This window comes from Vandammella animalimorsus (assembly GCF_002285265.1).
Lineage (GTDB): Bacteria > Pseudomonadota > Gammaproteobacteria > Burkholderiales > Burkholderiaceae_C > Lampropedia.
In genome coordinates this window covers 478256-491534 of record NZ_NSJB01000001.1, presented here as the reverse complement: position 1 = coordinate 491534, position 13279 = coordinate 478256, and the positions used below count along the sequence as shown (strand labels likewise).

Genomic DNA, 13279 nt, shown 5'->3' with positions numbered 1-13279 from the left:
GGCCTTGCCTGCGCGAGAGCGCACCGGGGCAGCGTGCCGGCCGAATCGGATTGTGAAGCAAAAACCCCTGCCAGGCACCGCCGAGGTGCTGCAGGGGTTGTGCGAGGGGCCAGTCTCTTGATGCCGCGCCGCGCGCCCTCAAGTGCGCAAGGCGTTGAGCACGGCCTGGGCGCAAATGGCCATCAGCCCGCCCGGGAACAGGCCCAGCACCAGCATCAGCGCACCATTGGCGGTCAGCACCAGCTTCACGTCCCAACCGGCCTGAAGCGGGCGGGCCTGGATGTCGGGGGCGTCGAAGTACATCACCTTGACCACGCGCAGGTAGTAGAAGGCGCCGATCAGCGACATGATGACGGCGAACACCGCCAGCGCAATGTGCAGGCTGGAGCCCGTGGCCAGCAGCGCCTGAAGCACGGCGAACTTGGCGTAAAAGCCCACCAGCGGCGGGATGCCGGCCATGGAGAACATGCACAAGGCCATGATGCCTGCGTACAGCGGGCTGCGCTGGTTCAGGCCGGCCAGGTCGGTGATCTGGTCGGCCTCGAAGCCTTCGCGGGCCAGCAGCATGATGATGCCGAAGGTGGCCAGCGTGGTCAGCACGTAGGTCACCACATAGAACATGGCCGAGCCGTAGGCGGCCTGGGCGCTGTCGGCATTGAACTCGCCGCCCTGCACGCCGGACATCAGGCCCAGCAGGATGAAGCCCACGTGCGAAATGGTCGAGTAGGCCAGCATGCGCTTGAGGTTTTTCTGCGCGATGGCCACCAGGTTGCCGATGAACAGCGAGGCCATGGCCAGGATGCCCAGCATTTGCTGCCAATCGGTGGCCAGGGGCAGCAGGCCATCGACCAGCATGCGCATGACGATGCCGAAGGCGGCCAGCTTGGGGGCCGAGGCGATCAGCAGCGTCACGGCCGTGGGCGCGCCCTGGTAGACGTCGGGGATCCACATGTGGAAGGGCACGGCCCCCAGCTTGAAGGCCAGACCGGCGACGATGAACACCAGGCCAAAGACCAATACCTGCTTGTGCTCGAACAGGCCCTGGTTGATGACGCGGAAAATCTCCCCAATGTCCAGCGAGCCCGTGGCGCCGTAGAGCATGGACATGCCATAGAGCAAAAAGCCGCTGGCCATGGCGCCGAGCACGAAGTACTTCATTGCCGCCTCGGTGGCCTGGCTGTCGTCACGGCGCAGGGCCACCAGCGCATAGCTCGACAGCGTCAGCAGCTCCAGGCCGAGGTACAGCAGCAGCAGGTTGTTGCCCGAGATCATAAAGTCGATGCCCAGCAGCGCCAGCAGGGACAGCGAGAACAGCTCGCCGCCGCGCAGCATGTCGCGCGAGGCCGAATACGGGCGCGCATAGACCAGCGCCACCAGCACGCTGACGGCGGCAAAGCCCTTGAGCCAGCTGGCCATGGAATCGACCACCATCATGTTGCCAAAGCCGTACAAGGTATTGCCATGGCTGGCGTAGGTGAAGTTCATGCCGGCCACCACGGCCAGCGTGGCCAGCGTCAGCCAGTGCGTGGTCGGGCGCAGGCGCTGTTTTTCCTTCAGGTCCACCAGCGTGATGGCACAGGCCATGACCATCAGCACCAGCTCCGGATACACGGCCACCCAGCTATATCTGTCAATCATCGTAAAACTCTCTTCTGGGCAATTACTGCAGCTTGGCCTGCGCGATGTGGGCCAGCAGGTGGGCGACGGAGGTGTCCATCACGTCGGTGAAGGGCTTGGGGTGAATGCCCATGTAGAGCACGCACACGGCCAGCACGACCATGACCAGCATTTCACGCGCATTGATGTCCTGCAGCGCGCGCACTTCATCGTTGCGCACATCGCCCAGGTAGACCTTCTTGTACATCAGCAGCGAATAGGACGCGCCCAGGATCAGCGCCGTGGCCGCCAGAATGCCCACGATGAAGCTGTGCTGCACCGAACCCAGGATGACCATCCACTCACCGATGAAGCCGGCCGTGGCGGGCAGGCCGGCATTGGCCATGGCAAACAACAGCGCGAAGGCGGCGAACTTGGGCATGGTGTTGACCACGCCGCCGTAGGCGGCGATCTCACGGGTGTGCATGCGGTCGTAGAGCACGCCGATGGCCAGGAACATCGCGGCCGAGACGAAGCCGTGCGCAATCATCTGCACCAGCGCGCCGGTCATGCCCAGCTGGTTGAAGAGGAAAAAGCCCAGGCTGACGAAACCCATGTGCGCCACCGAAGAATAGGCCACGAGCTTTTTCATGTCCTCCTGCACGATGGCCACCAGACCCACATAGATCACCGCGATCAGCGACAGCGCGATCATCAGCCAGGCATATTCCTGCGCGGCATCGGGCGCGATCGGCAGCGAGAAGCGCAAAAAGCCATAGGCGCCCAGCTTGAGCATGATGGCCGCCAGCACGGCCGAGCCGCCGGTGGGCGCTTCCACGTGCACGTCGGGCAGCCAGGTGTGCACCGGCCACATCGGGATCTTCACGGCAAAGGCGGCGAAGAAGGCAAAGAAGATCCAGGTCTGCTCCAACAGCGACAGCGGCTGGGCATGCCAGCTCAGGATGTCGAAGCTGCCGCCCGAGACGTTGTAGAGATAGATCACCGCCACCAGCGTCAGCAGCGAGCCCAGCAGGGTGTAGAGGAAGAACTTGAACGCGGCGTAGATCTTGCGCGGCCCGCCCCAGACGCCAATGATCAGGTACATCGGGATCAGCGTGGCCTCGAAGAACACGTAGAACAGCATGCCATCCAGCGCGGTGAACACGCCCACCATTAGGCCCGAGAGGATCAGGAACGCGCCCATGTACTGATTGACGCGCTCGGTGATGCTCTCCCACGAGGCGATCACGACGATGACGGTGATGAAGGCCGTCAACGGCACGAACCAGAACGACAGGCCATCGACGCCCAGGTGGTAGTGCACGTTGAAGGCGGCAATCCAGGGCATTTTTTCGACGAACTGCATCTGCGCCGTGCCGGTGTCAAAGCCGGTGTACAGCGGCAGCGTGACCAGCAGGCCCAGCACGGCGCCGGCCAGCGCCAGCCAGCGCACCAGATTGGCCTGCCCTGGCTTGCCCAGGGGCAGCAGCAGGATGCCCGCCACGATGGGCACCCAGATCGCGAGACTTAACCAAGCCATTTTTCTTGTTCTCCTAGTAGCTCCGCCACACGAAATACGCCATGAGCGCGAACACACCCAGAATCATGACCAGCGCGTAGTAGTAAATGAAACCCGATTGGAACCAGCGCACCACGCCGGCCAGCCAGCCCACCAGCCGCCAGGAGCCGTTGACCACGGCGCCATCGATCAGCGCCTGGTCGCCCGCCTTCCAGAACACCCGGCCCAGCTTCATGAAGCTGCAGGCGATGCCGTCGATCCAGAGCTTGTCCATGAAGTACTTTTCCTCGAACAGGCGGTAGACGGGGTGGAAAGCGCGCTGGAAGAATGCCGGCACGGCCGGATTGACCATGTAGCAATACCAGGCGGCCGCCACACCGGCCAGCGCCAGCCAGAACGGCGCCGTGACGAAGGCGTGCAGGCCCAGCTCCACCCAGCCCTGGATGTGCTCGGCCAGGTAGGCCATGGCGGGGTGCTTGGCCGCATCGACGAAGATCACGCCCTTGAAGAAATCGCCGAACAAAAAGCCCATCAACACGCAGGCGCCAATGGCCACCGAAGGAATGGTCAGCAGCAGCAGCGGCACCGTCACCACCCAGGGCGACTCGTGCGGCTTGGCGCCATGGCCGTGGCCATGGTCATCGTGGTGGTGCTCATGCGCGTGCGGATCCTGGTCGTAGCGCTCGCGGCCGTGGAAGACCAGGAAATACATGCGGAACGAATAGAACGCCGTGATGAACACGCCCGAGAGCACGGCCCAGTAGGCCAGGCCCGAGGCCGGCAGATTGCTGGCGCCCACGGCCATGATGATGGCGTCCTTGGAGTAGAAACCGGAGAAGAATGGCGTGCCGATCAGCGCCAGCGAGCCCAACAGCGAAGTGATCCAGGTAATCGGCATGTACTTCCACAGCCCGCCCATGTAGCGCATGTCCTGGTTGTGGTGGCAGCCCATGATGACCGAGCCCGCACCGAGGAACAGCAGCGCCTTGAAGAAGGCGTGCGTCATCAGGTGGAACACCGCCACGTGGTAGGCCGAGGCGCCCAGAGCCACGGTCATGTAGCCCAGCTGCGAGAGCGTGGAATAGGCCACGACGCGCTTGATGTCGTTCTGGATCAGGCCCAGCAACCCCATGAAAAAGGCCGTGATGGAGCCGATGATGAGGATGAAGTTCAGCGCCGTGTCCGAGAGCTCATACAGCGGCGAGAAGCGCGCCACCATGAAGATGCCGGCCGTGACCATGGTGGCGGCGTGGATCAGCGCCGAGATCGGCGTGGGGCCTTCCATCGAATCGGGCAGCCAGACGTGCAGCGGGAACTGCGCGCTCTTGCCCATGGCGCCGATGAACAGGCAGATCAGCGCCGCCGTCAGCAGGCTGCGGTCGGTGCCCGGCAGGTTCAGCGTTGCCAGATGGTCGGCGCGGGCAAAGACCTCGCTGTAGTTGAAGGTGCCCACGCTGGCCACCAGCAGGCCGATGCCCAGGATGAAGCCGAAATCGCCCACGCGGTTGATCAAAAAGGCCTTGAGGTTGGCGAACACGGCCGTGGGCTTGGTGTACCAGAAGCCGATCAGCAGGTAGGACACCAGACCCACGGCCTCCCAACCGAAGAACAGCTGCAGCATGTTGTTGCTCATCACGAGCATCAGCATGGAGAAGGTGAACAGCGAGATGTAGGAGAAGAAGCGGTTGTAGCCCGGGTCGCCCTCCATGTAGCCAATGGTGTAGAGGTGCACCATCAGCGAGACGAAGGTCACCACCACCATCATCATGGCCGAGAGGCTGTCGATCTGGAAGCCCACTTCCATCGCGGTATTGCCCAGCACGGCCCATTGGTAGAGCGTCTGGTTGAGCACCGGCGCGCCGTTCATGACCTTCCACAGAGTCATGGCCGAGAGCACGAAGGCGATGAAGACGCCGGCGATGGTGATGCTGTGCCCTGCCCTGCGGCCCAGCAAGTTGCCGCCCATGGCGGTGCCGAAGATGCCGACGATGAAGGCGCCGATCAATGGGGCCAGCGGCACCCAGAGCAAGGTCGATGCGGAAAGTGTTGGAGTCATGGTCTGCCTTGCCTCGTGCTCAGCCTTTGAGGGTCGTCAAGTCGTCGGCGCTGATGCTGGTGCGGGCGCGGAACAGCTGCACCAGGATGGCCAGGCCAATGGCCGCCTCGGCCGCCGCCACGGTCATGATGAAGAACACGAACACCTGCCCGTGCAAGTCGCCCAGGAAGTAGGAAAACGCCACAAAGTTCATGTTCACGGCCAGCAGCATCAGCTCGATGGCCATCAGCAGCACGATCAGGTTCTTGCGATTGAGGAAGATCCCCACCACGGCCAGGGCGAACAGGATTGCCCCCAGCGACAGAAAATGCCCCAGTGTCAGACTCATGGCTTGATCTCCTCTTGCGCGGCCTGTGCCGGCTCGGCCGCAGCTGCGCGGCGCACCGCAGGCATTTGCACCACGCGCATGCGCTCCTCGGCCTTGACGTGCACCTGCAGCGAGGCGTCGATGGCCTTGGTGTCGCGGCGCGTGCGCAGCGTCAGCGCAATCGCGGCAATCATGCCCACCAGCAGGATCACGCCCGCGACCTGCACCGGCAGCACGTATTCGGTGTACATCAGCTTGCCCAGCTCACGCGTGTTGTTGTAGCCAGGCTGGGCGGCGATGAGCTCGCCAGCGGCATCGGTATCGGGAAAGCCCAGCCAGAGCACGGCCACCATCTGGCCCACGACCACGGCCAGGATCACCAGCGCCGCCGGCAGGTTCTTCTTCAGTGCGCCTTGCATGCGCTCGATGCGGATGTCCAGCATCATCACGACGAACAGGAACAGCACCATCACCGCCCCCAGGTACACCATCACCAGCAGGATGGCCAGGAACTCGGCGCGCATCAACAGCCAGACCCCTGCGGCCTGCGAGAAGGCAAAGATGAGGTAGAGCACCGCATGCACTGGGTTGCGCGCCGTGATGACGCGCAAGGCTGCAAACAGCAGCGCTGCGGCAAAAAGGTAAAAGAATGCGTTTCTGACGTCCATGACGGTCTTCTTCTCAGCCTGCGCCTCGCGGCGCTGCAAGGGTCTTCGTAAGGGATGGGATGTGCGCCCCTGAAAATCCAGCCCGCTGCGGGCGCAGGGCTTTAGCGGTACGGGGCGTCGGCTGCCTTGGCCGCGGCAATCTCTTTCTCGTAGCGGTCGCCCACGGCCAGCAGCATTTCCTTGGTGAAATACAGATCGCCGCGCTTTTCACCGTGGTATTCGAAGATCTGCGTCTCGACGATCGAATCGACCGGGCAGCTTTCTTCGCAGAAGCCGCAGAAGATGCACTTGGTCAGGTCAATGTCATAGCGCGTGGTGCGGCGCGTGCCGTCGTCGCGCACGTCCGACTCGATGGTGATGGCCATGGCCGGGCAGACCGCCTCGCACAGCTTGCAGGCGATGCAGCGCTCTTCGCCGTTTTCGTAGCGGCGCAGCGCATGCAGGCCGCGAAAGCGTGGCGACAGCGGGGTTTTTTCCTCCGGAAACTGCACCGTGACGCGGCGGCTCATGGCATAACGGCCGGTCAGCATCATGCCCTTGAGCAACTCCCAGAGCATGAAGCTCTTGAAAAAATCCTTCAGGGAAAAAGCGTTGCCGGAGATCGTGGGTTTGGCTTGCGTGGTGTGTGCCATCTTGCTTGTTCGCTCCATCAATGCCAGATGTTCAGCGGCGAGAACAGCCAGATGCCGACCACGACCACCCACACCAGTGTCAATGGGATAAAAATCTTCCAGCCCAGGCGCATGACCTGGTCGTAGCGGAAACGCGGGAAGGTGGCGCGGATCCAGATGAACCAGCTCACGACCAGCGCGGCCTTCAGCCCCAGCCAGATCCAGCCGGGGATGAAATCCAGGAAGGCAAAAGGCGCATCCCAGCCACCCAGGAACAAAATGGCCGCCAGGAACGACACCAGCCACATGCTGGCGTATTCGGCCAGGAAGAAGATCGCAAAGCCCATGCCCGAGTACTCGACCATGTGGCCGGCGACGATCTCGGCCTCGCTCTCGACCATGTCGAACGGGTGGCGATTGGTTTCGGCCACGACCGAGATCATGTAGACCACGAACAGCGGCAGCAGCGGCAGCCAGTTCCAGGACAGGAAGTTCAGGCCCATGTCGGCAAAGCGGCCCGCCTCCTGCACGCGCACGATGTCGCTGAGGTTCATGCTGCCCGTGACCATGACCACCGCCAGGAAGCAAAAGCCCAGCGCGATTTCATAGCTGATCATCTGCGCCGAGGCGCGGATCGCGCCCAGGAACGGATATTTGGAGTTCGAGGCCCAGCCGGCAATGATGACGCCGTACACCTCGATGGAGGTGATGGCCATGATCAACAGCACGCCGGCGTGCACGTTGGACAGCGCCATGTCCGGGCCGAAGGGGATGGCGACCCAGGCAGCCAGCGCCGGCATGATGGCCATCACCGGCCCGAGCAGGTAGAGCTTGAAGCTGGCCGCCGAGGGGCGGATGATTTCCTTGGTCAGCAGCTTCAAGCCATCGGCCATGGGCTGCAGCAGACCCCATGGGCCGACGCGGTTGGGGCCATAACGCACCTGCATCCAGCCCAGCAGCTTGCGCTCCCACAGCGTCAGGTAGGCCACGGCAATCATCAGCGGGGCCACGATGGCCACGATCTTCAGCAGGTTCCACAGCACTGGCCAGGCCAAGCCGTTCCACCAGGCGGCGTCGATCGCGTTGAAGCCCAGGTTGTAGAAGGATTCGATCATGCGCTCACCTCATCGACAGCGCGGGCGGTTGGGGAGTTGGGCTGCGCTGCATCGCACTGCGCCTCGGCCCAGCCGGCGCGCTCGCCCAGGCGGGCATCGGCCGTGGCCTGCAGGGCCGGGGCACGGCGCACCAGGCCGTCGAGCTGGTAGATGCTGGCCACGACCGGGCGCACGCCAGCCACGCGCACGTCCACCTGGGTGATGTCGGCGCGGTTGCTCAATGTCGCGGCCGGCACGAAGGCGGGTTTGTCCTCGCCAGTGCGCTCGCGCGCAAAGCGCGCCAGCACCTGGGGCGATTCTTCATAGTCAAAGCCCGGCAGACCCAGCAGATTGCCCAGCACGCGCAGCACTTTCCAGGCCGGGCGGGTTTCGCCCAGTGGCTTGACCACGGCGTGGAAGCTCTGCACCCGGCCTTCGGCGTTGACGAAGCTGCCGGAGGTTTCCGTGAACGGCGAGATCGGCAGCAGCACGTCGGAGAATTCCAGATTGGTCTTGAACGGGCTGAGCGTGACCACCATCTCGGCCTGCTGCAAGGCGGCCACGGCATTCTGGCCGGCGGCGCTGTCACACTGCGGCTCGGTGTTGAGCAACAGCAAGGCCTTGGCCCCACCGGCCAGCATCTGCCCGGCGTTCAGGCCATGCGCGCCCGGCAAGGCCGCCGCCCATTGGGCGCCCACGGTATTGGCAGCTTCGGTCAGGAAGCCGACGCTGGCGCCGATGTGCTCGGCCAGCCAGTTGGCCAGGGCCAGCAGCGCCGTGGCCTGCGGATGGTGGGCCACGGCATTGCCCAGCAGCACGGCCTTGGCCGTGCCGCCAGCGCCGGCCAGCAATTGCTTGGCCAGGGCCTGGTCCTGCGCGTGCACCGGGGCCTCGAGCGGCGCTGGCAGGCCCTTCTCGGCGGCCACGGCCGCCGCCAGACTGGCCAGCTCAGGCAGCCAATGCGTGCTGGGCACGACCCAGTTGTGCGCCACGGGCATGGCCCAGTCGTAAGCATGTTCTGTGAAGGCGTAGACCTGCGCGCCATGGCGCGCAGCCTGGCGGATGCGCGCGGCAAACAGCGGGTGTTCCTTGCGCAGGTTGGAGCCGATGACCAGCGCCTGGCCCAGCGTGGACAGCGTCGCGATCGAGGTGCCCAGCCAGCGCACGCCGGCCTGTTGCGCAAATTCGGCATGGCGCAGGCGGTGGTCGATGCTGTCGCTGCCCAGGCCCTGCATCAGTTGCTTGGCCAAGATCAGTTCTTCAAGGGTGCTGTGCGGGCTGACCAGCGCGCCGATGCGGTGCGCGCCATGCTCGGCCTTGATCTGGCCCAGGCCTTGCGCCACGTATTCCAGCGCCTGCTGCCAGCCCACTTCCTGCCACTGGCCGCCCTGCTTGATCATGGGCGTGCGCAGGCGATCGGGGCCGTTGAGGGCCTCGTAGGAGAAGCGATCGCGGTCAGCGATCCAGCATTCGTTGACAGCCTCGTTCTCGAACGGCAGCACGCGCATGACGCGGTGGTTCTTGACCTGCACGATCAGGTTTGCGCCCGAGGAATCGTGCGGCGCGATCGACTTGCGGCGCGACAGCTCCCAGGTGCGGGCGCTGTAGCGGAAGGGCTTGCTGGTCAGCGCGCCCACGGGGCAGATGTCGATCATGTTGCCGGAGATTTCGGAGTCGACCGTATCGCCCTTGACCGTGGTGATCTCGGAGTGCTCACCACGGTTGATCATGCCCAGCTCCATCACGCCGGCCACTTCCTGGCCGAAGCGCACGCAGCGCGTGCATTGGATGCAGCGGCTCATCTCCTGCATGGAGATCAGCGGGCCGACGTTCTTGTGCAGCACGACGCGCTTTTCTTCCTGATAGCGCGAGCGGCCCTGGCCATAGCCCACGGCCAGATCCTGCAGTTGGCACTCACCGCCCTGATCGCAGATCGGGCAGTCCAGCGGGTGGTTGATGAGCAGGAACTCCATCACCGATTGCTGGGCCTGTACGGCCTTGGCGCTGTGCGTGTGCACCACCATGCCCTGCGTCACCGGCGTGGCGCAGGCCGGCAGGGCCTTGGGGGCTTTTTCCACGTCCACCAGGCACATGCGGCAGTTGGCGGCGATGGAGAGTTTCTTGTGGTAGCAAAAGTGCGGGATGTAGGTGCCGGCTTTCTCGGCCGCATGCATGATCATGCTGCCTTCTTGCACCTGCACTTTTTTGCCGTCGAGTTCGATTTCAACCATAGAGCGGGTTCTCCATCATCGATCAGGCGGCCGCGCGCTGCGCCGCGTGGGCGGCCGCAACGGCCTGCAGCGCTCCGGTCATGCCCGGCAGGACTGGCTCGGGCGGCTGCAGCTGCGGCTGGGCAGCGGCGATCTTGGCCTCGAACTCATGGCGGAAGTGCTTGAGCATGGCGCGCACCGGCATCGCCGCGGCATCGCCCAGCGCGCAGATCGTGCGGCCCTGGATGTTGCCGGCCACGGAGTCCAGCAGCTCCAGATCGCCGGGGCGGCCATGGCCGTGCAGGATGCGGTGCACCACGCGCGAGAGCCAGCCCGTGCCCTCGCGGCAGGGCGTGCACTGGCCGCAGGACTCATGGGCGTAGAAGTAGGACAGGCGCGCCAGCGACTCGACCATGCAGCGCGTGTCGTCCATGACGATCACGGCGCCCGAGCCCAGCATGGAGCCGGCCTTGGCGATGGAGTCGTAGTCCATCGTGCATTCCATCATCATGGCCGCCGGGATCACGGGCGCAGACGAGCCGCCGGGGATCACGGCCTTGAGGGTGCGCCCTGGGCGCACGCCGCCGGCGAGCTCCAGCAGCTTGGCAAAGGGCGTGCCCATCGGGATCTCGTAATTGCCCGGCAGCTGCACGTCGCCGCTGACCGAGAAGATCTTGGTGCCGCCGTTGTTGGGCTTGCCGCACTCCAGGTAGGCCTGGCCGCCATTGCGCACGATCCAGGGCACGGCGGCAAAGGTCTCGGTGTTGTTGATGGTGGTGGGCTTGCCGAACAGGCCGAAGCTGGCCGGAAATGGCGGCTTGAAGCGCGGCTGGCCTTTCTTGCCCTCCAGCGATTCCAGCAGGGCCGTTTCCTCGCCGCAGATGTAGGCGCCAAAGCCGTGGTGGGCATGCAGCTCGAAGCTGAAGTCCGTGCCCAGGATGTTCTGACCCAGAAAGCCCGCCGCGCGCGCCTCCTCCAGGGCGGCCTCGAAGCGCTCATAGACCTCGAAGATTTCGCCGTGGATGTAGTTGTAGCCCGCGCTGGCGCCCATGGTGTAGCCCGCCAGGATCATGCCTTCGATGACGATGTGCGGGTTGTACATCAGGATGTCGCGGTCCTTGCAGGTGCCCGGCTCGCCCTCGTCCGAGTTGCAGACCACGTATTTCTGCCCTGGGAAGTTGCGCGGCATGAAGCTCCACTTCAGCCCGGTGGGAAAGCCTGCGCCGCCACGGCCGCGCAGGCTCGATTCCTTGAGCAGAGCCACCATGTCGTCCTGGCTCAGGCCCTGGCCGCCGTCCTTGCCCAGCACCTTTTTCAGCGCGCGGTAGCCGCCGCGGTTCTGATAATCGCGCAGCGACCAGTTGCTGCCGTCAAGATGGGCGTAGATCTGCGGCTCGATGTGGCGGCCGTGAAAGCAGGTCTCGCGGCCGGTGGACTTGAACGGCTGAAGAATGTCTCGCAGGCTCATTGGCTGCCCTCCGCACGCAAGGCGTCGACGAGTTGGTCGAGGCGCTCGTTGCTCATGAAACTGCACATGTCGCGATCGTTGACCAGCATCACCGGCGCATCGGCGCAGGCGCCCAGGCACTCGCACTGCTGCAGCGTGAACATGCCGTCGACCGTGGTCTCGCCCATGTGCACTTTCAGGCGCTGCTCCAGGTGCTGCAGCGCCTGCTTGCCACCGCGCAGTTGGCACGGCAGGTTGGTGCAGACGGCCAGCTTGAATTTGCCCACTGGCTGCTGGTTGTACATGTTGTAGAAGGTCGTGACCTCATGCACGGCGATCTCGGGCATATCCAGGTAGGCGGCGATCTCGGCCTCGCTTTGCTGGCTGATGTAGCCCTGCTCCTGCTGCACGATGGACAGGCAGGCCATCACGGCCGATTGCTTGCGCTCGGGCGGGTATTTGGCGACCTCGCGCGCAAAGCGCGCCTTGGTGGCTTCGGTAATCATCGGTCAACCTCCCCAAACACGATATCCAGCGTCCCCAGAATCATCACTGCATCCGAGAGCATGTAGCCGCGCGTGACGGCGTCCATGGCCGACAGGTGCGCAAAGCCGGGCGCGCGGATCTTCATGCGGTAGGGCTTGTTGGCGCCATCGCTGATCATGTAGATGCCGAACTCGCCCTTGGGATGCTCGACGGCAGCGTAGGTCTCGCTCTCGGGCACCTTGAAGCCTTCGGTGAACAGCTTGAAGTGGTGGATCAGCTCCTCCATGCCCGACTTCATGTTGGCGCGCGGCGGCGGCGCCACCTTGCGGTCTGCGGTGATGACCGGGCCTGGGTTGGCGCGCAGCCAGTCCACGCACTGCTTGATGATGCGGTTGGCCTCGCGCATTTCGCGCATGCGCACCAGATAGCGGTCGTAGCAGTCGCCGGTCACGCCGACGGGCACGTCGAACTCGACGCGGTCGTACACGTCGTAGGGCTGCATCTTGCGCAGATCCCATGCCACGCCCGAGCCGCGCAGCATCGGCCCGGTCATGCCCAGGTTCAGCGCATCCTCGGCGCTGACCACGCCAATGCCCACGGTGCGCTGCTTCCAGATGCGGTTGTCGGTCAACAGCGTTTCGTATTCGTCAACGCACTTGGGAAAGCGCTGCGTGAAGTCGTCGATGAAGTCCAGCAGGCTGCCGCGGCGCGCTTCGTTGAGGCGATCCACGCTGCGCTGGTTGCGCACCTTGGAGGCCTGGTACTGGGGCATGGAGTCGGGCAGATCGCGGTACACGCCGCCCGGGCGGAAATAGGCCGCGTGCATGCGCGCGCCGGAGACCGCCTCGTAGATGTCGAACAGGTCCTCGCGCTCGCGGAAGGCGTAGATCAGAATGGTCGAGCTGCCGGCGTCGTTGCCATTGCCGCCCAGCCACATCAGGTGATTGAGGATGCGCGTGATCTCGCTGAACATCACGCGGATGTACTGCGCGCGCAGCGGCACCTCGATGCCCAGCATCTTCTCGATGGCCAGGCAGTAGGCGTGCTCGTTGCACATCATGGACACGTAGTCGAGGCGGTCCATGTAGGGCAGCGATTGGATGTAGGTCTTGTGCTCGGCCAGCTTCTCGGTGGCGCGATGCAGCAGGCCGATGTGCGGGTCGGCGCGCTGCACCACCTCGCCATCGAGCTCCAGCACCAGGCGCAACACACCGTGCGCAGCCGGGTGCTGCGGGCCAAAGTTGAGCGAATAGTTCTTGATTTCAGCCATCGTGTCGTTCCCAAC

Annotated in this window: 11 protein-coding genes; all 11 read right to left on the bottom strand. The window is 64.3% G+C overall.

Annotated elements, in window-relative coordinates:
• Positions 1-138: 138 nt before the first annotated feature.
• On the bottom strand, positions 139-1638 hold the full coding sequence (gene nuoN, locus CK625_RS02150; RefSeq protein ID WP_095538596.1) for an NADH-quinone oxidoreductase subunit NuoN: 1500 nt from the start codon (positions 1636-1638) through the stop codon (positions 139-141).
• A 22-nt stretch (positions 1639-1660) separates the two neighbouring features.
• Positions 1661-3136: an NADH-quinone oxidoreductase subunit M gene (locus tag CK625_RS02145; RefSeq protein WP_095538595.1), complete on the bottom strand. Its 1476-nt coding sequence runs from the start codon at positions 3134-3136 to the stop codon at positions 1661-1663.
• A 13-nt stretch (positions 3137-3149) separates the two neighbouring features.
• On the bottom strand, positions 3150-5171 hold the full coding sequence (gene nuoL / locus CK625_RS02140; protein ID WP_095538594.1) for an NADH-quinone oxidoreductase subunit L: 2022 nt from the start codon (positions 5169-5171) through the stop codon (positions 3150-3152).
• A gap of 19 nt (positions 5172-5190) precedes the next feature.
• On the bottom strand, positions 5191-5499 hold the full coding sequence (gene nuoK, locus CK625_RS02135) for an NADH-quinone oxidoreductase subunit NuoK (RefSeq protein WP_095538593.1): 309 nt from the start codon (positions 5497-5499) through the stop codon (positions 5191-5193).
• Positions 5496-6146: an NADH-quinone oxidoreductase subunit J gene (locus CK625_RS02130; RefSeq protein WP_095539037.1), complete on the bottom strand. Its 651-nt coding sequence runs from the start codon at positions 6144-6146 to the stop codon at positions 5496-5498. The genes nuoK and CK625_RS02130 overlap by 4 nt, the downstream gene beginning before the upstream one ends.
• Before the next feature lie 101 nt (positions 6147-6247).
• Positions 6248-6778 (bottom strand): NADH-quinone oxidoreductase subunit NuoI, encoded by a 531-nt coding sequence (gene nuoI / locus CK625_RS02125; RefSeq protein WP_095538592.1) that lies wholly within the window; start codon positions 6776-6778, stop codon positions 6248-6250.
• A 17-nt stretch (positions 6779-6795) separates the two neighbouring features.
• The gene (gene nuoH, locus CK625_RS02120; protein WP_095538591.1) at positions 6796-7872 is read right to left on the bottom strand and encodes an NADH-quinone oxidoreductase subunit NuoH; all 1077 of its coding nucleotides are present in this window, start codon (positions 7870-7872) and stop codon (positions 6796-6798) included.
• Positions 7869-10082, bottom strand: a complete 2214-nt coding sequence (gene nuoG, locus CK625_RS02115) for an NADH-quinone oxidoreductase subunit NuoG (protein ID WP_095538590.1) — start codon at positions 10080-10082, stop codon at positions 7869-7871. The genes nuoH and nuoG overlap by 4 nt, the downstream gene beginning before the upstream one ends.
• 22 nt (positions 10083-10104) lie before the next feature.
• The gene (gene nuoF, locus CK625_RS02110; RefSeq protein WP_095538589.1) at positions 10105-11529 is read right to left on the bottom strand and encodes an NADH-quinone oxidoreductase subunit NuoF; all 1425 of its coding nucleotides are present in this window, start codon (positions 11527-11529) and stop codon (positions 10105-10107) included.
• Positions 11526-12014 carry an NADH-quinone oxidoreductase subunit NuoE gene (nuoE, locus tag CK625_RS02105; RefSeq protein ID WP_095538588.1) on the bottom strand — a complete coding sequence of 163 codons (489 nt, stop codon included), beginning with the start codon at positions 12012-12014 and terminating at the stop codon, positions 11526-11528. The genes nuoF and nuoE overlap by 4 nt, the downstream gene beginning before the upstream one ends.
• On the bottom strand, positions 12011-13264 hold the full coding sequence (locus tag CK625_RS02100; protein ID WP_095539036.1) for an NADH-quinone oxidoreductase subunit D: 1254 nt from the start codon (positions 13262-13264) through the stop codon (positions 12011-12013). Before CK625_RS02100 ends, nuoE begins: the two co-directional genes overlap by 4 nt.
• Positions 13265-13279: the final 15 nt, after the last annotated feature.

Bases quoted from the DNA above. Each gene is read 5' to 3' on its own strand.
- nuoN (WP_095538596.1), bottom strand. From the start codon at position 1,638: ATGATTGACAGATATAGCTGGGTGGCCGTGTATCCGGAGCTGGTGCTG.
- CK625_RS02145 (WP_095538595.1), bottom strand. From the start codon at position 3,136: ATGGCTTGGTTAAGTCTCGCGATCTGGGTGCCCATCGTGGCGGGCATC.
- nuoL (WP_095538594.1), bottom strand. From the start codon at position 5,171: ATGACTCCAACACTTTCCGCATCGACCTTGCTCTGGGTGCCGCTGGCC.
- nuoK (WP_095538593.1), bottom strand. From the start codon at position 5,499: ATGAGTCTGACACTGGGGCATTTTCTGTCGCTGGGGGCAATCCTGTTC.
- CK625_RS02130 (WP_095539037.1), bottom strand. From the start codon at position 6,146: ATGGACGTCAGAAACGCATTCTTTTACCTTTTTGCCGCAGCGCTGCTG.
- nuoI (WP_095538592.1), bottom strand. From the start codon at position 6,778: ATGGCACACACCACGCAAGCCAAACCCACGATCTCCGGCAACGCTTTT.
- nuoH (WP_095538591.1), bottom strand. From the start codon at position 7,872: ATGATCGAATCCTTCTACAACCTGGGCTTCAACGCGATCGACGCCGCC.
- nuoG (WP_095538590.1), bottom strand. From the start codon at position 10,082: ATGGTTGAAATCGAACTCGACGGCAAAAAAGTGCAGGTGCAAGAAGGC.
- nuoF (WP_095538589.1), bottom strand. From the start codon at position 11,529: ATGAGCCTGCGAGACATTCTTCAGCCGTTCAAGTCCACCGGCCGCGAG.
- nuoE (WP_095538588.1), bottom strand. From the start codon at position 12,014: ATGATTACCGAAGCCACCAAGGCGCGCTTTGCGCGCGAGGTCGCCAAA.
- CK625_RS02100 (WP_095539036.1), bottom strand. From the start codon at position 13,264: ATGGCTGAAATCAAGAACTATTCGCTCAACTTTGGCCCGCAGCACCCG.